At 61.1% G+C, this 26,372-nt stretch carries 26 protein-coding genes and 1 tRNA gene; 14 read left to right on the top strand and 13 right to left on the bottom strand.

From position 1 onward, the window contains the following. Positions 1 to 181: 181 nt before the first annotated feature. Genes EKL02_RS18615 through EKL02_RS16360 form a run of 3 tightly spaced genes read right to left on the bottom strand, consistent with a single transcriptional unit; the run spans position 182 to position 2,549 of the window. Positions 182 to 406 (bottom strand): alpha/beta hydrolase, encoded by a 225-nt coding sequence (locus tag EKL02_RS18615; protein ID WP_241687747.1) that lies wholly within the window; start codon positions 404 to 406, stop codon positions 182 to 184. A gap of 2 nt (positions 407 to 408) precedes the next feature. Beyond that, positions 409 to 1,299, bottom strand: coding sequence for an alpha/beta hydrolase (locus EKL02_RS16365; RefSeq protein ID WP_241687746.1), 891 nt, complete (start codon positions 1,297 to 1,299; stop codon positions 409 to 411). Next, complete coding sequence (locus tag EKL02_RS16360; RefSeq protein ID WP_128903025.1) at positions 1,296 to 2,549, bottom strand: MFS transporter; 1,254 nt, start codon at positions 2,547 to 2,549, stop codon at positions 1,296 to 1,298. Before EKL02_RS16360 ends, EKL02_RS16365 begins: the two co-directional genes overlap by 4 nt. Positions 2,550 to 2,658: 109 nt before the next feature. Between EKL02_RS16360 and EKL02_RS16355 the strand changes: the two genes are divergently transcribed. Next, entirely contained in the window at positions 2,659 to 3,552 is an 894-nt protein-coding gene (locus tag EKL02_RS16355; protein ID WP_128903024.1) for a LysR family transcriptional regulator, read from the top strand. Positions 3,553 to 3,650: 98 nt separating this feature from the next. Here the strand turns inward: EKL02_RS16355 and EKL02_RS16350 are convergent. The 3 genes from EKL02_RS16350 to mutL all read right to left on the bottom strand — a co-directional run bounded on the left by EKL02_RS16350 (position 3,651) and on the right by mutL (position 6,611). Continuing rightward, positions 3,651 to 3,727, bottom strand: a tRNA-Met gene (locus EKL02_RS16350). Positions 3,728 to 3,754: 27 nt separating this feature from the next. Next, positions 3,755 to 4,720: a tRNA (adenosine(37)-N6)-dimethylallyltransferase MiaA gene (miaA, locus tag EKL02_RS16345; protein ID WP_128903023.1), complete on the bottom strand. Its 966-nt coding sequence runs from the start codon at positions 4,718 to 4,720 to the stop codon at positions 3,755 to 3,757. A 16-nt stretch (positions 4,721 to 4,736) separates the two neighbouring features. Further along, positions 4,737 to 6,611, bottom strand: coding sequence for a DNA mismatch repair endonuclease MutL (gene mutL / locus EKL02_RS16340; protein WP_128903022.1), 1,875 nt, complete (start codon positions 6,609 to 6,611; stop codon positions 4,737 to 4,739). A 134-nt stretch (positions 6,612 to 6,745) separates the two neighbouring features. Here mutL and EKL02_RS16335 point away from each other — a divergent pair, with 134 nt between their 5' ends. Continuing rightward, complete coding sequence (locus EKL02_RS16335; RefSeq protein ID WP_128903557.1) at positions 6,746 to 7,396, top strand: VTT domain-containing protein; 651 nt, start codon at positions 6,746 to 6,748, stop codon at positions 7,394 to 7,396. Positions 7,397 to 7,436: 40 nt separating this feature from the next. Here EKL02_RS16335 and EKL02_RS16330 read toward each other — a convergent pair whose 3' ends face one another. Genes EKL02_RS16330 through tsaE form a run of 3 tightly spaced genes read right to left on the bottom strand, consistent with a single transcriptional unit; the run spans position 7,437 to position 11,057 of the window. After that, positions 7,437 to 9,212: a methyl-accepting chemotaxis protein gene (locus tag EKL02_RS16330; RefSeq protein ID WP_128903021.1), complete on the bottom strand. Its 1,776-nt coding sequence runs from the start codon at positions 9,210 to 9,212 to the stop codon at positions 7,437 to 7,439. 58 nt (positions 9,213 to 9,270) lie between these two features. Continuing rightward, a complete protein-coding gene (locus EKL02_RS16325) occupies positions 9,271 to 10,608 on the bottom strand; it encodes an N-acetylmuramoyl-L-alanine amidase (RefSeq protein ID WP_128903020.1) in 1,338 nt (445 codons plus the stop codon). Continuing rightward, positions 10,572 to 11,057: a tRNA (adenosine(37)-N6)-threonylcarbamoyltransferase complex ATPase subunit type 1 TsaE gene (gene tsaE, locus EKL02_RS16320; protein WP_128903019.1), complete on the bottom strand. Its 486-nt coding sequence runs from the start codon at positions 11,055 to 11,057 to the stop codon at positions 10,572 to 10,574. The genes EKL02_RS16325 and tsaE overlap by 37 nt, the downstream gene beginning before the upstream one ends. Positions 11,058 to 11,125: 68 nt before the next feature. Between tsaE and queG the strand changes: the two genes are divergently transcribed. Then, entirely contained in the window at positions 11,126 to 12,247 is a 1,122-nt protein-coding gene (gene queG / locus EKL02_RS16315) for a tRNA epoxyqueuosine(34) reductase QueG (protein ID WP_128903018.1), read from the top strand. On the opposite strand, the gene EKL02_RS16310 is transcribed toward queG, so the two are convergent. Then, positions 12,207 to 13,103, bottom strand: a complete 897-nt coding sequence (locus EKL02_RS16310) for an AEC family transporter (RefSeq protein ID WP_128903017.1) — start codon at positions 13,101 to 13,103, stop codon at positions 12,207 to 12,209. The two genes, queG and EKL02_RS16310, sit on opposite strands and share 41 nt — an antisense overlap. Positions 13,104 to 13,255: 152 nt before the next feature. Between EKL02_RS16310 and EKL02_RS16305 the strand changes: the two genes are divergently transcribed. The 4 genes from EKL02_RS16305 to xerD all read left to right on the top strand — a co-directional run bounded on the left by EKL02_RS16305 (position 13,256) and on the right by xerD (position 16,290). Continuing rightward, positions 13,256 to 13,999, top strand: coding sequence for a TerC family protein (locus EKL02_RS16305; protein WP_128903016.1), 744 nt, complete (start codon positions 13,256 to 13,258; stop codon positions 13,997 to 13,999). Positions 14,000 to 14,044: 45 nt separating this feature from the next. Continuing rightward, positions 14,045 to 14,470, top strand: a complete 426-nt coding sequence (locus EKL02_RS16300; RefSeq protein WP_128903015.1) for a universal stress protein — start codon at positions 14,045 to 14,047, stop codon at positions 14,468 to 14,470. Between the two features lie 378 nt (positions 14,471 to 14,848). Beyond that, positions 14,849 to 15,343, top strand: coding sequence for a methylated-DNA--[protein]-cysteine S-methyltransferase (locus EKL02_RS16295; RefSeq protein WP_128903014.1), 495 nt, complete (start codon positions 14,849 to 14,851; stop codon positions 15,341 to 15,343). Then, positions 15,343 to 16,290, top strand: coding sequence for a site-specific tyrosine recombinase XerD (xerD, locus tag EKL02_RS16290; RefSeq protein WP_128903013.1), 948 nt, complete (start codon positions 15,343 to 15,345; stop codon positions 16,288 to 16,290). The genes EKL02_RS16295 and xerD overlap by 1 nt, the downstream gene beginning before the upstream one ends. 17 nt (positions 16,291 to 16,307) lie before the next feature. Here xerD and EKL02_RS16285 read toward each other — a convergent pair whose 3' ends face one another. Continuing rightward, on the bottom strand, positions 16,308 to 17,297 hold the full coding sequence (locus EKL02_RS16285; RefSeq protein ID WP_128903012.1) for an endonuclease/exonuclease/phosphatase family protein: 990 nt from the start codon (positions 17,295 to 17,297) through the stop codon (positions 16,308 to 16,310). Between the two features lie 58 nt (positions 17,298 to 17,355). Here EKL02_RS16285 and ybaK point away from each other — a divergent pair, with 58 nt between their 5' ends. Both ybaK and plsY read left to right on the top strand, forming a co-directional pair. Then, positions 17,356 to 17,847, top strand: coding sequence for a Cys-tRNA(Pro) deacylase (gene ybaK / locus EKL02_RS16280; protein ID WP_128903011.1), 492 nt, complete (start codon positions 17,356 to 17,358; stop codon positions 17,845 to 17,847). A gap of 37 nt (positions 17,848 to 17,884) precedes the next feature. Next, positions 17,885 to 18,490: a glycerol-3-phosphate 1-O-acyltransferase PlsY gene (gene plsY, locus EKL02_RS16275; protein ID WP_128903010.1), complete on the top strand. Its 606-nt coding sequence runs from the start codon at positions 17,885 to 17,887 to the stop codon at positions 18,488 to 18,490. A 1-nt stretch (position 18,491) separates the two neighbouring features. Here the strand turns inward: plsY and EKL02_RS16270 are convergent, their stop codons facing one another. Continuing rightward, the gene (locus EKL02_RS16270) at positions 18,492 to 19,754 is read right to left on the bottom strand and encodes a putative Na+/H+ antiporter (RefSeq protein WP_128903009.1); all 1,263 of its coding nucleotides are present in this window, start codon (positions 19,752 to 19,754) and stop codon (positions 18,492 to 18,494) included. 51 nt (positions 19,755 to 19,805) lie between these two features. Further along, positions 19,806 to 20,834: a tRNA (adenosine(37)-N6)-threonylcarbamoyltransferase complex transferase subunit TsaD gene (tsaD, locus tag EKL02_RS16265; RefSeq protein WP_128903008.1), complete on the bottom strand. Its 1,029-nt coding sequence runs from the start codon at positions 20,832 to 20,834 to the stop codon at positions 19,806 to 19,808. Between the two features lie 99 nt (positions 20,835 to 20,933). Between tsaD and EKL02_RS16260 the strand changes: the two genes are divergently transcribed. From EKL02_RS16260 to EKL02_RS16240, 5 genes are all read left to right on the top strand, one after another. Further along, complete coding sequence (locus EKL02_RS16260; RefSeq protein WP_128903007.1) at positions 20,934 to 21,578, top strand: ANTAR domain-containing protein; 645 nt, start codon at positions 20,934 to 20,936, stop codon at positions 21,576 to 21,578. Positions 21,579 to 21,843: 265 nt separating this feature from the next. Then, positions 21,844 to 23,049: a CmpA/NrtA family ABC transporter substrate-binding protein gene (locus EKL02_RS16255; protein ID WP_128903006.1), complete on the top strand. Its 1,206-nt coding sequence runs from the start codon at positions 21,844 to 21,846 to the stop codon at positions 23,047 to 23,049. Positions 23,050 to 23,336: 287 nt separating this feature from the next. Beyond that, positions 23,337 to 24,587, top strand: a complete 1,251-nt coding sequence (locus EKL02_RS16250) for a CmpA/NrtA family ABC transporter substrate-binding protein (RefSeq protein WP_128903005.1) — start codon at positions 23,337 to 23,339, stop codon at positions 24,585 to 24,587. 21 nt (positions 24,588 to 24,608) lie between these two features. Continuing rightward, positions 24,609 to 25,532 (top strand): nitrate ABC transporter permease, encoded by a 924-nt coding sequence (gene ntrB / locus EKL02_RS16245; RefSeq protein WP_128903004.1) that lies wholly within the window; start codon positions 24,609 to 24,611, stop codon positions 25,530 to 25,532. 24 nt (positions 25,533 to 25,556) lie between these two features. Next, positions 25,557 to 26,372, top strand: coding sequence for an ABC transporter ATP-binding protein (locus EKL02_RS16240; protein WP_128903003.1), 816 nt, complete (start codon positions 25,557 to 25,559; stop codon positions 26,370 to 26,372).

Genomic DNA, 26,372 nt, shown 5'->3' with positions numbered 1-26,372 from the left:
CATAAGCTGCAGTGGCGATAAGCATAATGACTGGGAGCACTGATGCAGTTGTTAGCTTCATTTTTTCTCCTTGCAGATTTTAAATGGTGATGCCGGATGCATGTGTGTCAGGTACTTGCACTTATGGAGTTTGACTGCACAGGGCGACTTGCTTCGACAGCGAAAGGGCGCCTCTATTAACCTACTTCAGGTTGTCGCGAAAGAAGGAAGTCAATTTCTCAAAAGGAATGAGACTGATACGGTCATAAAGGTCAACGTGGTCGGCCGCCTTGATGATCATGAGTTCCTTTGGCTGCGCTGCAGCCTTGTATGCATCTTCACTAAAATAGCGCGAGTGGGCATTTTCACCTGCGATCAGCAGGATCGGGCGCGGCGATATTTCACCGATGTACGTCAACAGCGGCATATTCAGAACGACAACGGCATGGTCGCCGTCCAGGCGCCATTCGAGTTCGGCGAGCGCTTGTGAAAGCCGCGAGGCGTGCGATAGTAATCGAAGTACATGCGCGTGACGGGATCGGTGACGCCTTCCAGGGTCTCAGGCAGAATCCGCGCGCCTGGCGTCGAAGAACCTTTTTCGGCATCAACCCAGCGCTGCTGGCTCAGTTTGTTCAGCGCCTGGGTGCGTTGCTCTTTCGTAAGGGCGTCGTAGTACCCCTTGGACATGACGCGCGACATGTCATACATGCTCGTGGTGGCGACGGCCTTGATGCGCTTATCCACGGCCGCCGCATTCAGGCCCATGCCGGCATAGCCGCAAATGCCGATGATGCCAATTCGCTCGCGGTCGACCGATGGCTGCAGACCGAGATAATCAACGGCTGCGCTGAAGTCTTCTGTGTTGATGTCAGGAGAGGCCACGTTGCGAGGCTCGCCGCTGCTCTCACCGGTATAGGATGGGTCGAAAGCAAGCGCGGCAAAACCGCGCTCTGCCATGGTTTGTGCATACAGTCCGGAGGATTGTTCTTTCACCGCACCAAACGGGCCGCTGATGGCAAGTGCTGCCAGGCGTTGGCCGCCCCGGTTTTTTGGCAGATATAAGTCGGCTGCCAAAGTGATCCCGTAGCGGTTTTTGAATGTCACTTTTTGGTGATCTACCTTGTCACTTTTCGGGAAGGTTTTATCCCACTCTTGAGTGAGTCCCATCGCATTCTCCTTAATTGACGGTGTGGGGGCTTGCGCAAAAACGAGTTGTGAACTGCAAAACATCGCTGCGCAGACAATGATGGCGCTTTGAATAAATTTGTTACCCGGCAGGGGCTTGCTGCACGCATAGGCACCGAAAGCTTTTAAAGTCATTTCACATCTCCATTCTGAATTTGAGGAATTACGTCTTGCGCGCGATCGGCACGCGAAGCGAGGAAGGCCAGCAAAGCGGAAGCCAGCAGCAAAACAGCGCTCACCGCAAAGGTGCTTCGGTAGCCGCTCAGATCGAACAACAATCCGCCGGCAGTGGAGCCCAGTCCGATCGCCAGCTGAACCACTGCCACCATCAGCCCGCCACCGGCTTCTGCGTTGTCCGGCATCGTTTTCGCCAGCCAGCTCCACCAGCCGACGGGTGCCGCAGTGGCGACCAGGCCCCAGATGCCAAGAAGTGCGGTGGTGCCCGCCACCCAGCTACCGAAAGCAGTCAGGGCCAGGGCGATCACGGCCATCAAGAGCGGAATGGCGATCAAGGTTCCATAAAAACTTTTCTTCAGCCATGCGCCGATCAGGGCGGTGCCGATGAAACCAGCCACGCCGACGGTCAACAGAATGAGCGACAGTGTGGAGACGTCAACACGCGTCACCGTTTCGAGGAATGGCCGCAGATAGGTGAACAGGGTGAACTGTCCCATGAAGAAAATACTGACAGCAGCCATGCCCCAGGCGATCACGGGATTCCTGAGCAGCCTGAAGACGTTGCCGGAACCCGGTGTGCGTACGTCTGCTTTCATGGACGGCAGACTGAACCATAGCCAGGCAAAGGCAGCCAGCGCTACCGGAGCCAGGCAAAAGAATGCCCCGCGCCAGCCGATGACCGAACCAAGATAGCTGCCCAGGGGAGCGGCAACCACGGTTGCCAGTGCATTGCCGCCATTGAAGATGGCCAATGCACGGGACACCTGATGGGCCGGCACCAGACGCATGGCCGTCGCCGCGGACATGGACCAGAATCCACCGATGGCCACGCCGATGAGTACCCGGCCGGCCATGTAAGTCGCATAGTTCGGCGCCAGCGCGATGATCGGGCCCGAGAAAAACATCAGTCCTGTCATCCACAGCAGCAGCGTCTTGCGGCTTGTCTTGCAGGCGAGTGCCGGAATGGAAAGGCTGGTCAGCACTGCAAACACGCCGGACACGGAAATCGCCTGCCCGGCGAGGCCTTCACTGATCTTGAGATCGGCAGCAACCGGGGTCAGCAAGCTGACGGGCATGAATTCGGACGCCACCAGCGCGAACACGCAGAGCGTCATCGCTAAAACGCCGCTCCAGAAAGCGGGTTGACTGCCGGCTTGATGATGTGCGGAATTGTTGTCCGCATGGATTGCAACTACTTGAGCGCTCATGAAATGTCTTTTTTGCGATGCCATCGAAGATCAGGTGGCAATCTTGAAGGATTCATGAGCATTTGATTAGCGGGTACAATCTTCATGTACTTGTGAGGAAATTTCATCAATGGCGCATACCAAAGTCGACGATCTCCAGGCCTTTCTGGCTGTGGCGCGGGACCAGAGCTTTACAAAGGCTGCCGCCAGGCTTGGTGTCACCCCTTCGGCCTTGAGCCATACGATCCGCTCACTTGAAGAAAGACTGGGCGTGCGCCTGCTGGCGCGCACCACCCGCAACGTGGCGCCCACAGAAGCGGGAGAAAGGTTGATGCACTCGATCGCGCCGCTTTTCGATCAGATCACGGCAGAGGTTGAAGCCCTGGGGGAATTGCGCGACAAGCCGAGGGGCACCATTCGCATTACGTGCACGGACGACCAAATCGAACTGTGCGTAAGGCCGATGCTGGCGGGATTCCTGAAAGGCTATCCTGAGGTAACGCTGGAGTTCTACGTGGATTACGGCTTCACCAATGTGGTCGAAGAGCGGTTTGATGCCGGCATACGCCTGGGCGAAGCAATCAGCAAGGACATGATCGCCGTGCGTATCGGGCCGGACTGGCGATTGGTCGTGGTGGGGTCGCCGGCTTATTTCGAGCAGCATCCCATTCCAAAAACACCTCATGATCTGACCAGGCACGCTTGCGTCAATATCCGGCACCGGCCAGCCGGTGCAATTTACGCGTGGGAGTTCGAGAAGAACGGCAAAGCATTTACCGTCAAGGTCGAAGGGCAGCTGGTTTTCAACAGCATCATGCACGTGCTCAATGCTGCCGCCGATGGCATCGGCTTGGCCTACGTCCCTGAAGAGCTGGCTGCACCATATCTGGCTGATGGACGGCTCACACAGGTTTTGACTAGCTGGTGCCCGTATTTTCAGGGCTACCACTTGTACTATCCCAACAGACGCCAGGCGTCCCCCGCATTTTCAGCATTTGTCGAAGCGCTCAGATATCGAGGTTAGACATCGAATCCGCTATGCGATTTGAAGTCGCTGATTTTATTCGAGACAAGCGCCAAAACAAAAAAGGGTTACGCTTGCGCGTAACCCTTCCGTGTTCCTGGTGGTGATAGGTGGACTTGAACCACCGACCCCAGCATTATGAGTGCTGTGCTCTAACCAACTGAGCTATATCACCAATTAGCCCTCTAGTATGAGATGATTTTCAGGGTTTGTCAAGCAAGGCCGCGGCCACTTGCTGCCAAACCTGTTCAGTCGCGTTCGCATCAAGGCAATCCACCACGACCCGCTGCGGCATCGAGCGCAGCCAGGTCAATTGCCGTTTCGCCAACTGACGTGTGGCGGCGATGCCCTTTTCGCGCATGGCCGCGTAGTCGCATGCGCCATCCAGGTATTCCCAGGCTTGGCGGTAACCGACACAGCGCATCGATGGCAAGCCCAGGTGCAAGTCGCCGCGCGCGCGCAGGCGCCGCACTTCTTCCAGCAAGCCATCGGGCGCTGTCAGCATGGCGTCGAAGCGCGCTGCGATCCGGGCATGCAGGACGCTGCGGTCGGACGGCTCCAGCGCAATCGAGAGTAGCTCGAATGGCAATTCTATTTTTGGCGCCCTGGCCAGCAATTGCGACATCGGCTGGCCGGTGAGGGTGATGATTTCCAGTGCGCGCTGGATGCGCTGGGAATCGTTGGGCTTCAACCGTGCCGCCGTCTCCGGGTCGAGCGTTGCCAGCCGCGCATGCAGGGCCGGCACACCCAATTCGGCAGCTTCGCGATCCAGCTCAGCGCGCAATGCCGGGTCCGCTTGCGGCAACTCGTCCAGGCCATCCTGCAAGGCCTTGAAGTACAGCATGGTGCCGCCCACCAGCAGCGGCAGCTTGCCGCGCGCGCGGATTTCCGTTGCCAGCCTCAGCGTGTCCTGACGAAATTGCATTGCCGAATAGGCTTCGGTGGGGTCGAGGATGTCGATCAGGTGGTGCGGCACGCTGGCACGTTCGGCTGCCGTCGGCTTGGCCGTGCCGATATCCATGTCGCGGTACACCAGGGCGGAATCGACCGAGATGATTTCACAAGGCACGTGGCGCGCCAGTTCCAGCGCAGCGGCGGTCTTGCCGGAGGCGGTCGGCCCCATCAGGGCGACCACCAGCGGCTTGCGTGGGGAAGTAGCGGCAGCCATCGGTGGGTGTACCTGGCTATTGGCCGCGCAAGAACAGCTTGTCGAGGTCGGATAGCGCCAGTTGCACCCAGGTCGGGCGGCCATGGTTGCACTGGTCGGCGCGCTCGGTATGTTCCATCTGGCGCAGCAACGCATTCATTTCCGGCAGCGTCAGGGCGCGGTTGGCGCGTACCGCCGTGTGACAGGCCAGGGTGCCCAGCATTTCATTGCGGCGTTCCAGCAAAACGCGCGAGCCGCCGAATTCGCGCACGTCGCGCAGGACGTCGCGTGCCAGGGTCTGGGCATCGGCATTCTTCAGCAGGGCCGGCACCGCGCGCACCGCCAGCGTGGTGGGCGACAGCGCGGCGATATCGAAGCCGAGCGAGCGCAGGGTATCGCGGTTTTCTTCAGCGGTGCCGACTTCCACTGCGTCGGCGTGGAAGGTCACCGGAATCAGCAGCGGCTGCACCTGTAGCGCGTCGTCATCCAGCGCGGTCTTGAATTGTTCATACAGGATGCGCTCGTGCGCCGCATGCATGTCCACCAGCACCAGGCCGCGGGCATTCTGCGCCAGCACGTAGACGCCATGCAATTGCGCCAGCGCGTATCCCAAGGGGGCATCGTCATTGCCTGCGCCGGCAGACGGCGCCGCGGCAAACGCGGCGAAGGGCGCGGGTGTAGATGCCGCTGGCCAGGGTGAGGCCGCCAGGCCGGCAAAGCCATCGGGCGCGGCATTGCCGCCGTCACGGGCAAACAGGGCGCCGTATTGTGCCGTATTTTGCGCAACGCCCAGGCCGCCTGCCGGGCGAGCAGCAAACTGGGCATGGAAGGAGGATTGCTGCTGCTCGCGCATCCAGGGCAGGGCAGTGGACACTGCCGGCTGCGGTGCCGGCACGCTGCCTGCCGCGGTGGCCGAAGTCTGCGCCAGTGCGCGCGTAACGGCATGGAAGACGAACTGGTGCACGGCGCGGCTGTCGCGAAAGCGCACTTCGATCTTGGCCGGGTGCACATTGACGTCCACCTGGGCCGGATCCAGTTCCAGTGCCAGCGCGTAAGAAGGATAGCGGTCGCCGTGCAGCACGTCCTGATAGGCCGCGCGCACTGCGTGGGTCAAAAGCTTGTCGCGCACGAAGCGGCCGTTGACGTAAAAATACTGGCTGTCGGCGCGCCCGCGCGACGCCGTCGGCAAGCCCACATAACCGGCCAGGCGCAATGGCCCGGCAGCTTCTTCCAGCGCCATGCGCGCCTGCGCGAATTCCTCGCCCAGCACCTGGGCGCTGCGGCGGGCGTGGTCGCTGACATTCCAGTGGTCGACCGTCTTGCCATTGTGCGTGAGCGAAAACGCTACGTCCGGGCGCGACAGCGCGATGCGGCGCACGACTTCGGCGCAATGGCCGAATTCGGTTTGTTCTGCCTTCAGGAACTTGCGCCGCGCCGGCGTATTGAAGTACAGGTCTTGCACATCGACCGTGGTGCCGGTAGCGCCCGAGGCAGGCGCGACCTTCAGGCTGGCGCCATCGATTTGCCAGGCATGCTCGGCATCTGCCGTGCGCGAGGTCAGGGTCAGTTGCGCAACCGAGGCAATCGAGGCCAGGGCTTCACCACGAAACCCCAAAGTGCCGACTTTTTCAAGGTCGGCCAGGCTGGCGATCTTGGACGTGGCATGGCGCGCCAGTGCCAGCGGCAATTGTTCCGCCGGGATGCCGCGGCCATTGTCGGTGATGGCAATGCGCTTGACGCCGCCTTGCTCGAGCCTTACCGTGATCTGGCTCGAACCGGCATCAAGGGCGTTTTCCAGCAATTCCTTGACCACCGCCGACGGGCGTTCCACGACTTCGCCGGCGGCGATTTGCGAAATCAGCTGGTCGGGCAAGGCCTGGATCGGGCGGGGGGCAATCTGCGGTGCGTTCATGACGCGATTATAACGTGGGCGCGTACCGGGCACTGCAGGCACGGCGCTTGTAATTTTGCACGCTGGTAAATGCGTCCTGCGCAATTTCCGCTGCGGCAAGGTGGTGTATCATGACGCCGCACTTAGGGGAGATTATGGACTTCATGCAATTCCTCGACATGATCCTGCATGTCGACAAATCACTGGGCCTCGTCATTGAACAGTACGGTACCCTGATCTATGTACTGCTGTTCGCCATCGTATTTTGCGAAACCGGCCTGGTCGTCTTGCCGTTTTTGCCAGGCGACAGCCTGCTGTTTGTCGCCGGCGCTTTTTGCGCGACCGGGCATATGGATCCCTGGTTGCTGATGACATTGCTGATTATTGCCGCTGTCACCGGCAATACCCTCAATTACTGGATCGGGCGCGCCATCGGGCATAAGGTCTTCACGCATGATTACCGCTGGCTGGACAAGGCTGCCTTGCAAAAGACCCACATGTTTTATGAAAACCATGGCGGCAAGACCATCGTGCTGGCGCGTTTCGTGCCCATCGTTCGCACCTTTGCGCCATTTGTCGCCGGCGTCTCGGAAATGACCTTCGCCAAGTTCCAGCTCTTTAACTTTACTGGCGCGATCCTGTGGGTGGCGGGCCTGGTGACGGCCGGTTATTTCTTCGGCAATATCCCGCTGATCCGCGACCATCTCAATACCATCGTGCTGATCGGTATCGGTGCTGCAGTGGTGCCGCTGATTCTGGGCGGCCTGTGGAAGTTTTACAAAAAAATGGCGCGCCGCCCATCCTGAGGCGCCGCGCCAGTTGCGCAGTCGTGTTCAGCGGCTGCCCTTAAAACTCTTCCCAATCGTCGTTGTCCTTGGCGCGTGCCAGCGCCAGCTTGCGTTCCGGCTCCGGGGCGCGGGCGGCGGCGCTTGCCGCCGGGCTGGCCGGCTTGACTGCCTTTGCCGGCGCACTGACAAGCGCTGGCGCGCTCGATCGGGGCTTGGCCGCCTTTGCGTTGGCCAGGGCGCGCTTGCCGCTGCCGGCGCTTGCCGCGCCATTGATCTTGAAGACGCCCACCACCTGCGACAGCCTGTCGGCCTGGGATTGCATGCTTTGCGCGGCAGCGGCGGACTCTTCCACGAGCGCCGCATTTTGCTGGGTAACGTCATCCATCTGCGTGATGGCCAGATTGATCTGCTCGATGCCGGCAGTCTGTTCCTGGCTGGCGGCGCTGATTTCACCCATGATGTCGGTGACGCGCCGGATGCTGTCGACAATGGCTTGCATGGTGGAGCCAGCCTGGTCGACCAGCCTGGCGCCGGTATCGACTTTTTCCACGGAGTCGCCGATCAGTTCCTTGATTTCCTTGGCTGCCGCCGCCGAGCGCTGCGCCAGCGTGCGCACTTCGGCTGCCACCACGGCAAAACCGCGCCCCTGTTCGCCGGCGCGCGCCGCTTCCACGGCGGCGTTTAGCGCCAGGATATTGGTCTGGAAAGCGATGCCGTCGATGACGGAAATGATGTCGACAATCTTTTTCGACGATGCATTGATCGAGCCCATGGTATCGACCACTTGCGACACCACCGCGCCGCCCTGGCTTGCCACGTCCGAGGCCGACAGTGCCAGGCTGTTGGCCTGGCGCGCATTTTCGGCGTTCTGCTTGACCGTCGAGGTGAGTTCTTCCATCGAGGACGCAGTCTGTTCCAGCGAGCTTGCCTGTTCTTCCGTACGCGAGGACAGGTCCATGTTGCCGGCGGCGATTTCGCGCGAGGCGCTGGCAATGGCATCGGTGCCGTTGCGCACCTGGCCCACCAGGCTCGCCAGGCTGTCGCGCATTTCGCGCAGTGCATGCAGCATGCTGGACTGGTCGCCGGCCTTGGTGTCGATGGCAACGGTCAGGTCGCCGGCGGCAATGCGCTCGGCCAGCTGCACGGCATGGGAAGGTTCACCGCCCAGCTGGCGCAGCAGGCTGCGGGTAATCAGGAAAGCGGCGACCACGCCCATCAGCAGGGCGATGCCGGCCAGCGCCAGCATGAGGTTGCGCGTCTTGCCATACTCGTTGGCAGAGTCGAAGCCGTACATGATGCTTTGCTTGTTGACCAGCTTGGCCATGTCGTCGAGGGCGGCAATCCATTGCTTTTGCACCGGCCGCACTTCTGCCAGCAAGATCCGGGTCGCCTCGGCTGTTTGCTGCGCCTGTCCCAGTTCCATGGCCTTGGTCATCAATGGCAGGGCCGCAGACGAGGCTTCCTTGATTTTCCCCAGCAAGGCCTTTCCTTCCGCGCCGTCTTCTCCGGGGGCGGCAAGCATTTGTTCCAGCTGCTCTTCAGCGCTGAGATACTGCCTGTTCATTTCACGGATGTGCTCGATTTCCTGCTCCAGTTCGCTGGCATCGGTGACCAGCACGATGTTGCGCAAGGCAACCATGCGGTCCATCACAGAGACCTGCATCGTCGCGGTAAGACGGCTCTGGACGTTATTGACTGTGAGGATTTTTTCCAGGCGATGCTGGATTTGCGCCATGTGAAAGATCCCCAGCGCCGTCAACATGCCCGCCAGGAGCATGACCAGCGCGAAGCCAATGCTGAGCCGGGTCCCGACCCGGGTGGTGGCGATATTCAATTTTTCTCCCTCGTTTCTTTTATGGTTGCTTGTGTGGTGCTTGTTGTTGGTAGGGTTGTTACGTCAGGCGGTTTTTCGCCAGCGGCGGATTCTTCGCAAAATACTTGCGGATGCCTGTCAGGATGGCGTCGGCCATCTGTTCCTGGTACGTGTCGTCGGTCAGCTTGGCTTCTTCTTCCGGGTTCGAGATGAATGCCGTCTCGATCAGGATGCTGGGGATATCCGGTGCTTTCAATACTGCAAACCCGGCCTGTTCGACTTGCGGCTTGTGCAAGCGGTTGATGCCGCCGATTTCTCGCAGCACGGCCTTGCCCAGCTTGAGGCTGTCATTGATCTGGGCGGTGGTCGATAAATCCAGCAGCACGCTGGCCAGTTGCTTGTCATGCACCTTGATATTGACGCCACCGATCAGGTCGGCGGCATTTTCCTTGCTGGCCAGCCAGCGCGCCGCCGTCGACGAAGCGCCTTTTTCCGACAGGGTAAATACCGAAGCGCCGCGTGCGGTCGGTTCGACCCAGGCATCGGCATGGATCGAGACGAACAGGTCGGATTGCACCTTGCGCGCCTTTTGCACGCGCACATGCAGCGGCACGAAGAAATCGGCATCGCGGGTCATCATCACCCGCATGTTGGGCTGCTCCTCGATCCTGGCCTTGAGGCGCTTGGCAATCGCCAGCACGACATCCTTTTCCCGGCTGCCGCCGCGCCCGATCGCGCCGGGGTCTTCGCCGCCATGGCCAGGGTCGAGCGCGATCGTGATCATGCGCGTGAGTTGCGGCGCTGCCGGTTCCTCCGGCTTTGCCCTGGCGATGCGCGGCTCAGCCGGCTTGGGCTCATGGACAGGCTCGGCCTGCGGCCGCGAGCTGCTGCCCGCCGCTTCCTTGGCATTGCTCTGGGCAATCAATACTTCAATCGGATCGGGCGGGTTGACCGGGTAGAGGTCGAACACCAGGCGGTGCTGGTAGGCGCCCACCGGCGCCAGCGTAAATACCTGCGGGTCGACCGCCGACTTCAGGTCGAATACCAGGCGCACCACGCCGGGACGGTTCTGGCCAACCCGCACCTGCTTGATGTAGGGATCGTTGGACTGGATCTTGGCGACCAGTTCCTTGAGCGTCGGGTTCAGCTCGACGCCCTCGATATCCACCACCAGGCGGTCCGGATCCTTGACCAGGAAGTGGCTGACTTTCAAGTCACTGTCATTTTCCAGCGTGACACGGGTGTAATCTTCGGCCGGCCAGACACGCACGGCAACAATGCGCGCGGCGTGGGCCGGCAAGGGTGTCAGGACGGAAAGCAGGAGGGTGGCGCCGGCACCGAGAACAGTACGCCGCTTCTGCGACGCAAGAGTCGCTGGTTTTACAGGTTGGGGGCGAAGTGGAGTCGTTCGAGGCATGCGCTACCCTGGTCGGATAATGCTTGCAATTCTACATCACGTCCGTCTTCATTGATGCCAAGAAACACCTCAATGTCGGGGGCGGGCAACACGCCAGCGGCTTTTTCTGGCCATTCCACCAGGCATATGGTGTCAGGATTGAAATGTTCACGAAAACCGGCATCCAGAAACTCTTCCGGACTACCCATGCGATAGAGGTCGAAATGGATCACCTCGACGGGCTTGCCGCCGAGGGTGACGGTATAGGGTTCGGCCAGGGTGTAAGTTGGGCTTTTGACATGGCCGCTGTGGCCGGCCGCATGCAACAGGGCGCGCGTCAGGGTGGTCTTGCCGGCGCCGAGGTCACCGTGCAGGTAAATGGTCAATCCCGGCGCCAGCGCCAGAGCCAGCGATTCGCCCAGTGCCAGGGTGCCGGCCTCGTCATGCAGAAAGGTTTTAAAATGGCGCATCTCTTGAATCCCGGATCAGGGAGCGCAACATTGCTCCGTTTTCATTTTCCCAATTGGCCTGTGCCCAGATGACCACGCAACCCGACTTTTTCGCGCTCGCGCAAGCCATTCCCGCCTGGGGCCGCGAACTGGGCCTGGCCGAGGTGCGCATTGCAGGCATCGACCTGAAGCAGGAAGAAGCGGGCCTGCAAGCCTGGCTGGACGCCGGCATGCATGGTGAAATGGATTATATGGCAAGCCACGGCATGAAGCGCGCCCGTCCTGCCGATCTGGTGCCGGGCACCGTGCGGGTGATTTCGGCCCGCCTGGATTACCTGCCGCAAGAAGCGCCGGAAAGCTGGCGCGCACGCGAGCATGGCCGCCAGGCAGAGCCGGGTGCCGCCGTGGTGTCGGTGTATGCGCGCGGACGCGATTACCACAAGGTCTTGCGATCCCGCCTGCAACGCCTGGCAGATCGCATCGCGGAAGCCGCGGGGCCGTTCGGCTATCGCGTATTCACCGATTCGGCGCCGGTGCTGGAGGTGGCGCTGGCCAGCCACGCCGGCCTTGGCTGGCGCGGCAAGCATACCCTGCTGCTGAACCGGCAGGCGGGCTCGATGTTTTTTCTCGGCGAGATTTTTACCGACTTGCCGCTGCCGGTGGATGCGCCGGTATCGGACCATTGCGGCGCCTGCCATGCCTGCATCGACGCCTGCCCGACGCAGGCCATCCTCGGCCCCTACAAGCTGGATGCGCGGCGCTGCATTTCCTATTTGACCATCGAGCTGAAAGGCAGTATTCCGGAAGAGTTGCGCCCGCTGATCGGCAATCGCGTCTACGGCTGCGACGATTGCCAGCTGGTGTGCCCCTGGAACAAGTTCGCCCAGCGCGCGGTCTTGCCGGATTTCGCCGTGCGTAATGGCCTCGATGACGCCAGCCTGGTCGAACTGTTTGCCTGGAGCGAGGACGAATTCAACCAGCGCCTCGAAGGCAGTCCGATCCGCCGCATCGGTCATGAGCGCTGGCTGCGCAATATTGCGGTTGCGCTAGGCAACGCGGCCGCTGCTGGCCCTCAGCCGGCGATGGTGGCGGCGCTCGAGGCGCGCATCGGGCATGCTTCGGAAGTGGTGCGTGAGCACGTGGACTGGGCGCTGGCGCAGCACCGACAGGTCAAGCTCCGCCAGCCAGCGCCAGCCACATCGGCAGGGTAAGGATCGACAGCACGGTGCCCGCCGAAATCAGGAAGGCGACAAAGGGGCCGTTGCCGCCCATGCGCGCCGCCAGCACATAGGCGCTGGACGCCGTCGGCAGGGCCGCGAACATGACGGCGATCTGCAACTGCAGGCGTGGCAATGCCAGCCAATGGCCGATCACCAGTGCCAGCGCCGGCATCGCCAGCAGCTTGACGGTGGTAAACCAGGCCGCCATCCCCTTGGCTTCATGCAACCCCGACATGCGCAATCCGGCGCCGACCATGATCAGCCCGAGCGCAATCGAGGCATTGCCCAGCCGCGACAGACTCGCGCCCAGCACTTCCGGCACCTGCAAGCCTGCCAGGTTGAACAGTACGCCGCACAGGGTCGAGACCAGCATCGGATTCTTTGCCATTTCGCGCAGCAGGCCGCCATCCTTGCGGGTGAGCGCATGGACTGCCGCCATGTTTGCGGTCGGCACGGCAAAACCGATGATCAATGCCATCAGGCCGACGCCTTCATCGCCTGCCAGGCGCGAGGCCACCGCCAGGGCGATATAGGAATTGAAACGGAAGGCGGTCTGGACACCAGACTCGAACAGCATCGGCCCTGGCCGAAACAGCGGCTTGCCAAGCCAGCCCAACGCAATGCCGCCGGCCAGGGACAGCATCGCCGTCTGCAGGAGCTTGCCGGTACTGGAAAAATCCAGCGGTGCGCGCGTGGTCGAATAAAACAGCAGGGCGGGAAAGAGGACGTAATACACCAGCTTTTCCGCGCCGCTCCAGAATGCCTGGCCCCAGTTGGTCACCCGGAACAAAATAAAACCGAGCACGATGAGCGTGAAGTCGGGCAGCAGGAGGGAGGCGATGGACATGAAACCGGGAGGCGGGAGCAACAACAGAAAAGAAGCTGGAAAGATACCCGGCATGCCATGTTTCTGCAAGCCAATGATTTTCAGCGGTCCCGGAACAGCGCATAATGCCGGATTCGCATTATGTATGCAATTGCAATACTTGAAAGGTAATCATGGATTTCACCAGCCCGCAGTTCTGGATCGCCCTGTTGCAGATCGTCGCCATCGATATCGTGCTGGGCGGCGACAATGCTGTCGTGATCGGCCTGGCGTGCCGCCGTCTGCCGGCGCGCGAACGCAAGCTCGGCATCCTGTGGGGCATGGTGGGCGCCATCGGCTTGCGCATTGTGTTGATCTTTTTTGCTGTCAGCCTGCTGGCGGTCCCTTACCTGAAAATTATCGGCGCCGTGCTGCTGTTCTGGATCGGCACCAAGCTCTTGCAGCCGGAACCGGAAGAGGGTGGGCATAACATCGAAGCCGGCACGACGCTGTTTGCCGCGGTCAAGACCATCATCATCGCCGATGCGGTGATGAGCCTGGATAACGTCATTGCCATTGCCGGCGCGGCAGGCGACCACCTGGGCCTGGTGATTTTCGGCCTCTTGCTGTCGATCCCCATCATCCTTTTGGGCAGCCAACTGGTGATCAAGCTGATGGACCGCTTCCCGATCGTGGTTGTGGCTGGCGGCGCCCTGCTTGGCTGGATTGCCGGTGGCATGCTGGTGTCGGACGTGGCCGTCCACGATGCCGTGATGGCGGCGTTCCCGCTGGCGAAATGGGTGGGGCCGGTGGTCGGTGCCATTCTTGTCGTGGCCATCGGCAAAGCGCTGGCTGCCCGCACGCAGGCGCGGCGTGCACCGGCACTGGACGACCTGGCCGAGGGAAAACGCCCGGGCCAGCCGCCCCAGGCTTCCTGATATATTCCAGAACAAGTAATCCAAGCTATTAACTGTGGAGGGCAAATGTCCAAGATCCTGATTCCTATTGACGATTCGCCTAGCGCCTTGCGTGCGCTGGCCTACCTGGTGCAAAAAATCCAGACCGGGCGGGAAACGGCCGAACTGCACCTCATCAACGTGCAATACCCGGTACATGGCGGTGTCAGCGCTTTTGTCAACGCTGCGCAGATCAGGCAATTGCACCAGGAAGATGGCGCCAAGGCCCTCGCCTCTGCCAGCAAGACACTGGACGATGCCGGCATTCCGTACATGCCGCATGTTTTCGTCGGTGACCCCGCCGAAGTGGTTGCCCGTTTTGCCAACGAACAGGGGATCGATGAAATCGTCATGGGGGCACGTGGCCAGAACCAGCTTTCTACCCTGCTGCTGGGGTCGGTGTCATTGAAGATTTTGAATCTGGCGAGGGCGCCGGTGTTGCTGGTGAAATAACACAAATATTGTTGCATTAAACCCAAGTAAAACTCTAAATCTTCTGATTTTTATCAGATCGGATTTGGTTTTCGCTGATAAAGTTTCAACCCAGTAGCTTTCTTGTGTTAGGTACCGCACATTCGGTCACCCAGCATGATCCTGCCGGATAATTGATTTTTGGCAAGAAGGCAACAAAGGAGCGCAGTGCCAGCGCTAGCGGCACCGCAGGAGCGATAATAAAGACGGATTGCACCGTGTGACGAGGAGACAGGCGTTTTGAGAATGCCGCTGGCAAAGCGGTCCGAAATGTCAGAGCAAAGATTGGGGCGCGTCGCAAGACGCGCCCTTTTTATTGGCGGTTCCGCTGCCGTGGATTTTGCGCTAAGCTCTTTTGCCATGAATTCACCAGAGACCAGCACAGTGTTTGCCGCCATTGTCCCCGCCGCTTTCGGTTTCATGGGCATCCGCTGCAGCAAAGAATGGGTGCAGGAATTGGTCTACCTGCCACCGTCCTTTGCCGCGCAGGCGCCCGTCAATGCCCTGGCCGAAAAGGCGATGCGCCAGATCGCGTGCTACCTGCAGGATCCCGATTTCCGATTTGACTTGCCCCTGGTGGAAGCGGGCACGCCTTTCCAGCGCAAGGTCTGGCAAGCGATCAGCGCCATTCCGCGCGGCCAGGTGCTGACGTATGGCGCCGTTGCCAGGGCGATCGGCTCGGCCCCGCGCGCGGTCGGCCAGGCGTGCGGTGCGAACTGGTTTCCCCTGGCGATTCCCTGCCACCGCGTGACTGCCAGCGGCGGCCTGGGCGGTTTTTCCAATCATGGCGATGCGACCGGCTTTCATGTCGGCGTCAAGCGCTGGCTGCTGGCGCACGAAGGCGCGCAACTCTGATGGCCGGTGTCCCCATTCCGCGCCGGGGCCGGCCTGCCGCGGCGCCTGTCCTGGAGGCGGCCGATCTGGCCGCCATCGATGAATTCTGCGACAGCCTCTGGCTGGAAGACGGCCTGGCGAAAAATACCCTCGAAGCCTACCGGCGCGACATGCGCCTGTTCGCGGGCTGGCTGCGCATCGAACGCGGCCGTCATGTGCACGCCGCCCAAGCCGAGGATTTGCACGCCTATTTCGCCGCCCGCCATGCCGATACCAAGGCCACTTCAGCCAACCGGCGCCTGGCAGTGCTGAAGCGCTTTTACCAGATGGCGCTGCGGCAAAAAAGAATCGATGCCGACCCCTGCCTGCACATGCAGTCGGCCAGGCAGCCGCCGCGCTTTCCCAAGACCCTGAGCGAGGCGCAGGTCGAGGCGCTCCTGGGTGCGCCGGATACCGCCACGCCGCTGGGCTTGCGCGACCGCACCATGCTGGAACTGATGTACGCCAGCGGCTTGCGCGTGTCCGAACTGGTATTGCTCAAGTCGGTCGAGGTCGGCATGAACGAGGGCGTGCTGCGCATTACCGGCAAGGGCAACAAGACCCGCCTGGTGCCGTTTGGCGAAGAAGCACGTGCCTGGATCGAGCGCTACCTGAAAGAAGCCAGGGCGGCTATCCTGAATGGCCAGAGCGATGATGCGCTGTTTGTTACCGGCCGTGGCGGCGCCATGACGCGGCAAATGTTCTGGATACTGATCAAGAAGCACGCCCTCAAGGCCGGCATCAATGCGCCGCTGTCGCCGCACACCTTGCGTCACGCCTTCGCCACGCACTTGCTCAACCATGGCGCCGACCTGCGCGTGGTGCAATTGCTGCTGGGGCATGCCGACATTTCCACTACCCAGATCTATACGCATGTGGCGCGCGAGCGCCTGAAGCAATTGCACGCGCAACACCATCCGCGCGGCTGAACGCGCGACAAGCTGCCTCAGAGAAGCGGTACCGCCCTGTCGGTCAATGCCAGCCGCATCAGCACCGCGCCATGATCGGAAGCTTGCGCACTGTTCAGTTGCACGTGGTCGTTCAGGTACATCACTTCCGTTACCGCGCCCGGCGCATCCGGCCAGTCCGGATGGAATTCCTTCGACACGAGGATATGGTCGATGGTGTTGAAGACACCTTCGTGCATGTGGCTGTAGCCGACATCGCGCGAAAAATCGCGCCGTGCCTGGATGCGGTAACTGTCGAACAGGCGCCGGCCGAAACTGTCCACCTCCGCCGGCGGCCGCCCGGCACCGGTGACCAGCTGCGTCGTCACCGCCTCGGCGATGTCGTTGAAGTCGCCCATGACCACCAGCGGCGCATGGCCGCCTTGCGGCATCAGGGCGTCGACGACATGGCGCAGGCCCAGCGCCTCGGTGCCACGCCGGTAGAGCGAGCGCAGCGACGCCAGGTCGAACAGCGCCGGATCGGCCACATCCTCGCCGTCGAGATAGTCCGGGCGCTTGGATTTGAGGTGCACCACCAGGACATTGACGGTCAATTGCGGCGTTGCCTGCACCTGCACGTGCAGCAGGGGACGGGTGAAGCGCGTCAGGGGACTGTCCAGTTTGGCCAGGCTTGCCAGCAGGGCAGGCGGCAAGGCATGGAAAGCGGCGGGCGGCGCTGCGAACGGCAAGCGCGACACCAGTGCCACGCTGGGCGTGAGTGGTTCGATTGCCGGATCCGGGTCGAAGCCGGCATGCAGGGCTTCGCGGTAATTGCGCGTGCGCGCCAGCACGGTCCTGAGGCAGGATTGCGAAAAGATTTCCTGGAAGCCGATGATATCGGCATCGATTTCATCGATCTTGCGCGCCAGCCAGTTCAGCTTGTCCTCGTATTCTTCCGGGGTGTACGGCGGCAGGTTGTCGTAGAAAGTCATGCCCGGCGGCGCCAGATTGCATACATTGAAGGTCGCAAAGCGGATTTCTTGTTGCATAATAGCCCCCGGTTTGAATCTGCGAAACAATCTGCGAACGGGTTTAGCGTAACACGGCATGGCAAAAAAAGAACACGTTTCCGAAACGCCGGCGACACAATTCCTGCGCCGCCAGGGCATTGCTTTCAGCGAGCATCCGTACACCTACGAAGAGCATGGCGGCACGGGAGTGTCCTCGCGTGCGCTGGGGGTGGACGAGCACTGCGTGGTCAAGACACTGGTGATGCAGGATGAGACGGCAAAGCCGTTGATCGTGCTCATGCATGGCGACCGCAAGGTGTCCACCAAGAACCTGGCGCGGCAAATTGGCTGCAAGTCGGTCGAGCCCTGCAAGCCGGAAGTGGCCAACCGCCACTCCGGCTACCTGGTCGGCGGCACTTCGCCCTTCGGCACCCGCAAGGCGATGCCCGTGTATGTGGAGCAAAGTATCCTGGCGCTGGAAAAGATTTACATCAACGGCGGCCGGCGCGGTTACCTGGTGGGACTGGATCCGCAAGTGCTGCTGGCGTGCCTGCAAGCCAAGCCGGTGAATTGCGCGCTCGAAGATTGAGCGCTTGAAGAATTAATCAAAGTTTCAAGGAGAAATAATGACTGTTTTGTTATTTGCGCTGGCGGCCTACCTGATCGGTTCCCTGTCGTTTGCCGTGGTGGTCAGCCGCGTCTTCGGCCTGGCCGATCCGCGCACCTACGGTTCCAAAAATCCCGGCGCCACCAATGTCCTGCGCAGCGGTAACAAGGCCGCGGCAGTACTGACATTGCTGGGCGATGCATTCAAGGGCTGGCTGGCGGTATGGCTGGCGCAGGTGTTCGGGCCGCAGTATGGTCTCGGCGATGGCGGCATTGCCCTGGTTGCGCTGGCGGTATTCGTCGGCCACCTGTGGCCGGTCTTTTTTAAGTTTGTCGGCGGCAAGGGCGTGGCCACGGCGTTGGGCGTGCTGCTGGGTATCAATGGCTGGCTGGGCCTGGCAACGCTGGCGACCTGGCTGATCGTCGCCTATGCCTTCCGCTATTCTTCGCTGGCGGCATTGATTGCGGCGGTATTTGCGCCGTTCTACTATGGCTTGCTGTTCGGCGTCGATGAAATTCTGCTGGCGGTGCTGGCGATGAGTGCGCTGCTGCTTTACCGGCACCGTGCCAACATTGGCAATCTGCTGGCCGGCAAGGAAAGCCGGATCGGCAGCAAGAAAAAATAATTTACAGCAGCAAAAAGCACAGCATCGCGACGATGGTTGGCGGCAGCGCGCAGGCGAACAGGCCCAGCGGGCTGATGGATTCTTCATCAAAGCTGCCCTTGAGGATGGCAAAGCCTGCCGGATTCGGCGCATTGGCAATCACGGTCAGGCCGCCGCCAGCGACGGCGCCCGCGACCAGCGCGTACTTGGCCGTATCGGATAGGCCTTCCACCAGCGAACCGAGGTAAGTCAGCGCAGCATTGTCAGTGATGGCGGTGAGCGCCGTGGCGCCGAAAAAGAGCACGGTCGCATCCATGCCGGCCAGGAGGGGCTGCAGCCACCATTGCTGCTGGCTGCCCAGGATCACCAGGCCGGCCAGGAAAAACGCCACCATCAAGCCTTCGCGCAGCATCAGCGTGTCCTGGTATTTTTTGTAGGCTTCGGTGAAACCGAGGAAGAACAGGAACAGGCCAAAGAATACGACCGGATGGTGGTTGAAAAATACCACGCCTGCCAGAAATAGCAGGTGGATGGTGATTACCAGCGCCGGCATGGATTGTTGGTCCGCATTTGTGGAAGGCACTGCCAGCCCGGCCAGTTCCCGGCGAAACAGCCAGGCGGCGCCCGCGGCATTGATGACAACGGCCAGCACGGCCTTCCAGCCGAACATGGCCAGCATGAAGGAAAAGTCCCAGCCCCATTTTGCCGCCACCATCAGCACCGGTGGTGCCGCATAAGGCGTCAGCACGCCGCCGATCGATACATTCACCAGCAGTACCGCCAGGGTCGCATATTTGAGGCGCGGCGAGATCGGCTGGCTGTAATAGCGGTCGCGCAGCAGCAGCGCGGCCAGCGTCATGGCGGCAGGCTCGGTAATGATGGAACCGAGCAGGGGCACGAGCGTCAGGCAAGTCACGTAGTAGGCCAGCGATGGCGCCAGCGGCAGCGCCGCCGCAATCCAGTCGACCAGGCGCCGCGCCAGGTGCAGGATGGGACGCGTGCCGGCCATGACCAGGATCACGAATACGAACAATGGCTCTGTGAGATTTTGCCGCTCCAGGTAGCCGATGGCGGTGTTAAGGTCGGCGGTGGCCGCCATGAACAGGATCAGCACCATCGCCCAGAAGCCGAATACCGCCTCGACCTCGCCCAGCAAATGAAACAGGCCTGCGTGGCGCGGGTGGGCATGCGACAGATGGTCGAAAAATTTCGTGGAAAACGTATGCAGCACCGCCAGTGCGAAAAGCGCGGCGCCGGCATACTGGATCAGCTCGGCTGAAGGCATGGCGATATCCCTGAAAAACGAGACCGCCATTGTCCCATAGATAGGTGGTGCTCAGGCTGGCGGCAACTCGTCCAGCGGCCAGCGCGGACGCACCTGGAACGCATAGTCGCGCGTGGCGGCAGCAGGATTGCGCGCCAGTCGTTGCGCGCCGGCGAAGGCGATCATGGCGCCATTGTCGGTGCAGAATTGCAGCTCCGGGTAAAACACGCGGAAGCGCTTCTTTTGCGCGGCGGCGTTGAGGGCGGCGCGCAATTGCGCATTGGCGCCGACGCCGCCGGCGATCACCAGCCGCTTCATGCCGGTCTGCTTCAGTGCGTCGATGCATTTGGCTACCAGCACATCGACGATGGCATCGACGAAGGCGCGCGCAATGTTGGCCTTGTCCTGCTCGCAGATGTTGGCCGGGTGCTTTTTCACCAGCGTCAGCACTGCCGTCTTCAGGCCGGAAAAGCTGAAATCCAGGTTCTTCGAGTGCAGCATCGGACGCGGCAGCTTGTAGGCGGTCGGGTCGCCGAACTCGGCCATGCGTGAAATCGCCGGCCCGCCGGGATAGCCCAGGCCCAGCAGCTTGGCCGACTTGTCGAAGGCTTCACCGGCGGCATCATCCACGGTTTCTCCCAGCAGGGTATAGCGGCCGATGCCGTCGACCTGCATCAACTGGGTGTGGCCGCCTGACACCAGCAGCGCGACAAAGGGGAATTCCGGCGGATCGCTCGCCAAAAGCGGCGACAGCAGATGGCCTTCCAGGTGGTGCACGCCGAGGATGGGCTTGTCCAGCGCCAGCGCCAGGCCGCAGGCAACCGAGGCGCCGACCAGCAGCGCGCCGGCCAGGCCCGGGCCCTGCGTATAGGCGATGGCGTCGATGGCGGTCAGCGGCTCGGCGCTTTGCTCCAGCACTTGCTCCAACAGCGGCAGGGCGCGCCGGATATGGTCGCGAGAGGCCAACTCCGGCACCACGCCGCCATAGGCCTCGTGCATCGCGACCTGCGAATGGAGGGCGTGACCGAGCAAGCCGCGTTGTGTGTCATACAACGCAACGCCAGTTTCATCACAGGAGGATTCGATGCCAAGGACAAGCATGGGAAGAGGTGAGGTTGGTGCGATTCTTGCGTGCGATTGTAGCGTATTATGCCGGGATCGGCTTTCCCCTGTTGTACTGGTTATTGGTAATTTATAAAGATGCAGGCTTCATCCAACGAACTCCGATCGCTGCGCATTGTCGTGGTCAATAGCGTCGTGCCGCCGGAAGACGAGCACAACGACGCCGCCTGGGCGGCGGCAGAGCGCGCGCGCGCTCTGCGTATTGGCTTGCTCGAAGCTGGTTACAACATCATCGCCGTGTTCCCGGCCGATATGCACCTGCCGGAACGGGTCGCCCAGCTGCAGCCGGACATGATCATCATCGACGCCGAGTCGGATGCGCGCGACGTGCTCGAGCACGTGGTGGTGGCGACCCGCGAGGCGCGCCGGCCGATCGTCCTGTTTACCGAAGATGACGACAAGTCCAGCATGGAGGCGGCCATGGATGCCGGTGTGTCGGCCTACGTGGTGGCCGGCCTGCATGCGGAACGCGTCAAGCCCGTGCTCGACGTGGCGCTGGCGCGCTTCAATGCCGAGCAAAAGCTGCGCGCCGAGCTCTCCGATACCAAGCTCAAGCTGGCCGAGCGCAAGACCATCGAGCGCGCCAAGGGCCTGCTGATGGAGCGGCACAAGCTGAGCGAACCCGAGGCCTATGCCAAGCTGCGGCGCCTGGCCATGGACAAGAACCTCAAACTTTCCGACCTCGCCCAACGCATCATCGACGTCGCCGATCTGCTGGGTTGAGACGGCCGTTTTGCCCCATTGTCATTGCCCTTGTTTGATGCGGTGCACGGCAAAAGTGCGCAATTTCCCTGGTTTCGCCCGGGTTTTGCCCGAATTGCCTGCTCTGCGGCTGGCACGCCAATTGCACTAACCCTGGAGAAGATGGCTGCACGGCCAATGTGGGCGGTGCAGCCGGGACAAAGGTGTCCTGGTCGATCGAGCTGCGCTCGCATTGACCGGACGCCTTTTTGTTTGTCCGCGCACAAGCTTATCAGTGGGAGCAGCAATGACAGAACATGGATTGGGCAAAGCACCTGCCCGGATTGCCGGTGCTCCGGAAAAGCAGGAGGTGCGAGTCGGGTTCATGCCACTGACCGATTGCGCGCCGGTGGTGATGGCAGCCATTCTCGGCTTTGACAGGAAGCACGGCATCAAGATCGTGCCAACCCGCGAGGCTTCGTGGGCCAGCGTGCGCGACAAGCTGACAAGCGGCGACCTGGATGCCGCGCAAGCCTTGTATGGCCTCGTATACGGCGTGCACATGGGGATCGGGTGCGGCCGGCGCGACATGGTAGTCTTGATGACCCTGAATCGCAACGGCCAGGCGATCACTCTTGCGAACCACGTCGCCGGCAAGGGTGTTCTCGGCGGCGCGGGGCTGGCCCGGCTGATCCGGCAGGAGCCACGCCGCTACGGCGCCTATACCTTTGCGCATACCTTCCCTACAGGCACGCATGCCATGTGGCTGTATTACTGGCTGGCTGCGCATGGCATTCATCCGCTGCGTGATGTACGTCTGGTGACGGTGCCGCCGCCGCAGATGGTGGCAAATATGGCCGTTGGCAATATCGACGGCTATTGCGCCGGCGAGCCATGGAACCATCGTGCCATCGCGGACAATGTCGGCATTACCGCTGCCGCCAGCCAGGATATCTGGCCCGGTCATCCGGAAAAAGTGCTGGGTGCCAGCGCCGATTTCGTGCGCCGCTACCCCAATACCGCGCGCGCATTGACGGCTGCCGTGCTGGAAGCTTGCCGCTGGATCGATGCATCCCCGGCCAACAAGCTGCGCGCCGCCGAGACCATTGCCGCCAAGGCGTATGTCAATACCTCGGTCAATATCATCAGCCCGCGCATCCTTGGCCTTTACAGCGACGGCGCAGGCGGCAGCCGCGAAGATCCGAACTGCATGGCCTTCCATCAGGACGGTGCAGTGAATTTCCCTTACCTGTCGGATGGCATGTGGTTCCTGACGCAGCACAAGCGCTGGGGCCTGCTCAAGGAACATCCGGATTACCTGGGTGTGGCGCGTGCGATCAATTGCATCGACCTTTACTGCGAGGCCGCCACCATGGCGGATGTGGCCGTACCTGTCGATGCCATGCGCAAAAGCGTCCTCATCGATGGCATTACCTGGGATGGCAGTGCGCCTGCCGCTTATGCGGATAGCTTTGCAATCAGCTTTGCCGGGCTGGTTGCCGCCGCTGCCTGAGAACCCAGTTGCTGCGCCATTTTGAGGCGGCGCACGAAAATGGCGCAAAAAAACGGTCGCTCGTGAAGCGGCGAAGCAGGAAAAAGTAATGGATCAGGCTGGCACGTCAATTGCATAGCAATAGGCAAGCGCCAAAGCTGGTGCAGCAATCAACGATCTTTCCTGCCAACGAAGGCAGGAGGGATCCGGGACAAAGGTGTCCGAATCTTGCAGGGTTTCCCTGCACGGTCCGGGCGCCTTTTTTTATTTGGATTTTAAGGTTTGCATTTCTTCCCAGGGAGACCAGCATGACAAAGAAAGACGACAGCACAGATATCACCCGCCGCTCCATCCTGAAGGCTGGCGCGGTCATGAGCGCCGGCGCATTCGGTGGCCTGGCCACGGGCGGCGTGTGGGCGGCCGGTTCTGACAAGCCGGAAAAGGAAGAAGTGAAGATCGGCTTTATTCCGCTGACCGACTGCGCCTCGGTGGTCATGGCCTCGGTGCTCGGTTTCGACAAAAAGTATGGCGTCAAGATCATTCCAACCAAGGAAGCTTCCTGGGCCGGCGTGCGCGACAAGCTGGTCAATGGCGAGCTCGACATGGCGCATGTGCTGTATGGCCTGATCTATGGCGTGCATCTGGGCGTATCTGGCCCGAAAAAGGACATGGCAATCCTGATGAACCTGAACCATAACGGCCAGGCCATTACGCTGTCGAAAAAGCTGGCCGACAAGGGAGCTGTCGACGGCCCCTCGCTGGCCAAGGTGATGGCAAACGAAAAGCGCGAATACACCTTTGCGCAAACTTTCCCGACCGGTACCCACGCCATGTGGCTGTATTACTGGCTGGCGTCGGCCGGCATCGACCCATTCAAGGATGCCAAGGCCATCACTGTGCCGCCACCGCAAATGGTCGCCAACATGCGCGTCGGTAACATGGATGGTTTCTGCGTCGGCGAGCCTTGGGGGCACCGCGCGATCATGGATGGCATTGGCATTACTGCCGTCACCACCCAGGATATCTGGAAAGACCACCCGGAGAAGACCCTGGGCACCACCGCCGAATTCGTCAGCAAGTATCCGAACACTGCGCGCGCGGTGATGATGGCCATCATCGAAGCTGGCAAGTGGATCGACGCCGGCTTGCAGAACAAGCTGAAGATGGCCGAAACCGTGGCACAGAAATCCTACGTCAATACCAGTGTCGATGCGATCAACCAGCGCATCCTGGGACGTTACCAGAATGGCCTGGGCAAGACCTGGGATGACCCGAACCACATGAAGTTTTTCAACGACGGCCAGGTGAACTTCCCGTACCTGTCAGACGGCATGTGGTTCCTGACGCAGCACAAGCGCTGGGGCCTGATCAAGGACCATCCGGACTACCTTGGTGTGGCCAAGCAGATCAACAAGATTGATCTTTACAAGGAAGCGGCCTCGGCGATGAAGGTCAGCATCCCCAAGGATGTCATGCGGACAAGCAAGATGATCGACGGCGTGGTCTGGGACGGCAAGAATCCGGCCAAGTATGCCGACAGTTTCAAGATCAAAGCGTAATTCACATTATCTGGAGCCATCATGAGTGCCGTTATGAATAACCTGATGAATGAGCCGGCAGCGCCGGTTGCCGAATCGCCGCCCGCCAGGGCAGTCAAGCCCGCCGTTGCGGAAAAAGCGCCCACTCTCGCTGCTGCACCGGTCCAGGGCAATGGCCGGAAAATCTCGTTCAAGCCCTTCCTGCTGGCGGTGTTGCCGCCGATCCTCGGCCTGGCGTTGCTGGTCCTGATCTGGGAAATCGTCGCCGCAAAAAGCAGTGGTATCCCGACGCCGCTGGTGACGCTGAAGGCAGCGATCGTGCTGTTTTCAGATCCGTTCTACCGCAACGGTCCGAACGACCAGGGCATCGGCTGGAACATCCTGATGTCGCTGGAGCGTGTCGGCACCGGTTTCGGCCTGGCTGCGCTGGTCGGCATTCCGATGGGCTTCATGATCGGGCGCTTCAAGTTCTTGTCGGGCATGTTCAATCCCATTATCAGCATCCTGAAACCGGTGTCGCCGCTGGCCTGGCTGCCGATCGGCCTGCTGGTCTTTAAGGCCGCCAACCCGGCCTCGATCTGGGCCATCTTCATCTGCTCGATCTGGCCGATGATCATCAACACGGCCGTTGGCGTGCAGCGCGTGCCGCAGGATTACATGAATGTGGCGCGGGTGCTGAACCTGTCTGAATGGAAGATCGTCACCAAGATCCTGTTTCCTTCCGTGCTGCCGTACATGCTGACCGGCGTGCGCCTGTCGATTGGCACGGCCTGGCTGGTGATTGTCGCCGCCGAAATGCTGACCGGTGGCGTGGGGATCGGCTTCTGGGTCTGGGATGAGTGGAATAACCTGAACGTGCCGCACATCATCATCGCGATTTTCGCCATCGGCGTGGTGGGGCTGCTGCTGGAACAGGCACTGGTCGCAATCGCCAAGGCGTTCACTTACGAAGAAGTACGCAGCTGACCTGCACCCAAAAAGGAAAACATCATGGAAAAGCTGAACAACAAATTTATCGAAATCGCCCAGGCGGAAATGTCCTTCACCACCAGGAAGGGCGTGTTCCACGCGCTGAAGGATGTCAACCTGACGGTCAAGAAGGGCGAATTTGTCACGCTGATCGGCCATTCCGGTTGCGGCAAGTCGACCCTGCTCAACCTGATTGCCGGCCTGCTCACTGCCACCGGCGGCACGCTAATCTGCGCCAATCGCGAAATCAGCGGGCCTTCGCCGGAGCGCGGCGTGGTATTCCAGAATCACTCGCTCTTGCCGTGGCTGACCTGTTTTGAGAATGTCTACCTGGCAGTCGAGCGGGTCTTCGGCGCCACAGAGTCACGCGCGCAGCTGAAAGAACGCACCAGGCAGGCACTGGCGCTGGTCGGACTGACCCACGCGGAGCAAAAGCGCCCGAACGAAATCTCCGGCGGCATGAAGCAGCGCGTAGGCATTGCGCGTGCCTTGTCGATGGAGCCGAAGGTACTGCTGATGGATGAACCATTTGGCGCCCTGGATGCGCTGACCCGGGCGCACCTGCAGGACGAGCTCCTGAAAATCGTCGCCAAGACAGGCTCGACGGTCGTCATGGTCACCCATGATGTCGATGAGGCAGTTTTGCTGTCGGACCGCATCGTGATGATGACCAACGGGCCCGCCGCGACCATCGGCGAGATCCTGCAAGTCGACCTGGCGCGTCCGCGCGAACGCGTGGCGCTGGCGCAGGATGCGCAATACATGCAATACCGGACGGCGGTACTGGAATTCCTGTACCACCGCCAGGCCCATCCGTCGATGAAAGAGGCGGCGTAG

It is taken from the genome of Janthinobacterium sp. 17J80-10 (assembly GCF_004114795.1).
Lineage (GTDB): Bacteria > Pseudomonadota > Gammaproteobacteria > Burkholderiales > Burkholderiaceae_D > Paucimonas.
Note: the sequence above shows the minus strand (reverse complement) of the source record. Positions and strands in the feature narration are given on the sequence as shown.

What these genes read in the sequence shown, in the direction of transcription:
- EKL02_RS16310 (WP_128903017.1), bottom strand. Translation starts at nt 13,103, where the DNA reads ATGTCCATCGCCTCCCTCCTGCTGCCCGACTTCACGCTCATCGTGCTC.
- tsaD (WP_128903008.1), bottom strand. Translation starts at nt 20,834, where the DNA reads ATGCTTGTCCTTGGCATCGAATCCTCCTGTGATGAAACTGGCGTTGCG.
- plsY (WP_128903010.1), top strand. Translation starts at nt 17,885, where the DNA reads ATGACTGTTTTGTTATTTGCGCTGGCGGCCTACCTGATCGGTTCCCTG.
- mutL (WP_128903022.1), bottom strand. Translation starts at nt 6,611, where the DNA reads ATGAACGCACCGCAGATTGCCCCCCGCCCGATCCAGGCCTTGCCCGAC.
- EKL02_RS16300 (WP_128903015.1), top strand. Translation starts at nt 14,045, where the DNA reads ATGTCCAAGATCCTGATTCCTATTGACGATTCGCCTAGCGCCTTGCGT.
- EKL02_RS16270 (WP_128903009.1), bottom strand. Translation starts at nt 19,754, where the DNA reads ATGCCTTCAGCCGAGCTGATCCAGTATGCCGGCGCCGCGCTTTTCGCA.
- EKL02_RS16325 (WP_128903020.1), bottom strand. Translation starts at nt 10,608, where the DNA reads ATGCCTCGAACGACTCCACTTCGCCCCCAACCTGTAAAACCAGCGACT.
- EKL02_RS16365 (WP_241687746.1), bottom strand. Translation starts at nt 1,299, where the DNA reads ATGACTTTAAAAGCTTTCGGTGCCTATGCGTGCAGCAAGCCCCTGCCG.
- tsaE (WP_128903019.1), bottom strand. Translation starts at nt 11,057, where the DNA reads ATGCGCCATTTTAAAACCTTTCTGCATGACGAGGCCGGCACCCTGGCA.
- EKL02_RS16260 (WP_128903007.1), top strand. Translation starts at nt 20,934, where the DNA reads ATGCAGGCTTCATCCAACGAACTCCGATCGCTGCGCATTGTCGTGGTC.
- queG (WP_128903018.1), top strand. Translation starts at nt 11,126, where the DNA reads ATGACCACGCAACCCGACTTTTTCGCGCTCGCGCAAGCCATTCCCGCC.
- EKL02_RS16335 (WP_128903557.1), top strand. Translation starts at nt 6,746, where the DNA reads ATGGACTTCATGCAATTCCTCGACATGATCCTGCATGTCGACAAATCA.
- EKL02_RS16255 (WP_128903006.1), top strand. Translation starts at nt 21,844, where the DNA reads ATGACAGAACATGGATTGGGCAAAGCACCTGCCCGGATTGCCGGTGCT.
- xerD (WP_128903013.1), top strand. Translation starts at nt 15,343, where the DNA reads ATGGCCGGTGTCCCCATTCCGCGCCGGGGCCGGCCTGCCGCGGCGCCT.
- EKL02_RS16360 (WP_128903025.1), bottom strand. Translation starts at nt 2,549, where the DNA reads ATGAGCGCTCAAGTAGTTGCAATCCATGCGGACAACAATTCCGCACAT.
- ntrB (WP_128903004.1), top strand. Translation starts at nt 24,609, where the DNA reads ATGAGTGCCGTTATGAATAACCTGATGAATGAGCCGGCAGCGCCGGTT.
- EKL02_RS16250 (WP_128903005.1), top strand. Translation starts at nt 23,337, where the DNA reads ATGACAAAGAAAGACGACAGCACAGATATCACCCGCCGCTCCATCCTG.
- EKL02_RS16285 (WP_128903012.1), bottom strand. Translation starts at nt 17,297, where the DNA reads ATGCAACAAGAAATCCGCTTTGCGACCTTCAATGTATGCAATCTGGCG.
- EKL02_RS16295 (WP_128903014.1), top strand. Translation starts at nt 14,849, where the DNA reads ATGAATTCACCAGAGACCAGCACAGTGTTTGCCGCCATTGTCCCCGCC.
- miaA (WP_128903023.1), bottom strand. Translation starts at nt 4,720, where the DNA reads ATGGCTGCCGCTACTTCCCCACGCAAGCCGCTGGTGGTCGCCCTGATG.
- EKL02_RS16355 (WP_128903024.1), top strand. Translation starts at nt 2,659, where the DNA reads ATGGCGCATACCAAAGTCGACGATCTCCAGGCCTTTCTGGCTGTGGCG.
- EKL02_RS16305 (WP_128903016.1), top strand. Translation starts at nt 13,256, where the DNA reads ATGGATTTCACCAGCCCGCAGTTCTGGATCGCCCTGTTGCAGATCGTC.
- EKL02_RS18615 (WP_241687747.1), bottom strand. Translation starts at nt 406, where the DNA reads ATGCCGCTGTTGACGTACATCGGTGAAATATCGCCGCGCCCGATCCTG.
- EKL02_RS16240 (WP_128903003.1), top strand. Translation starts at nt 25,557, where the DNA reads ATGGAAAAGCTGAACAACAAATTTATCGAAATCGCCCAGGCGGAAATG.
- ybaK (WP_128903011.1), top strand. Translation starts at nt 17,356, where the DNA reads ATGGCAAAAAAAGAACACGTTTCCGAAACGCCGGCGACACAATTCCTG.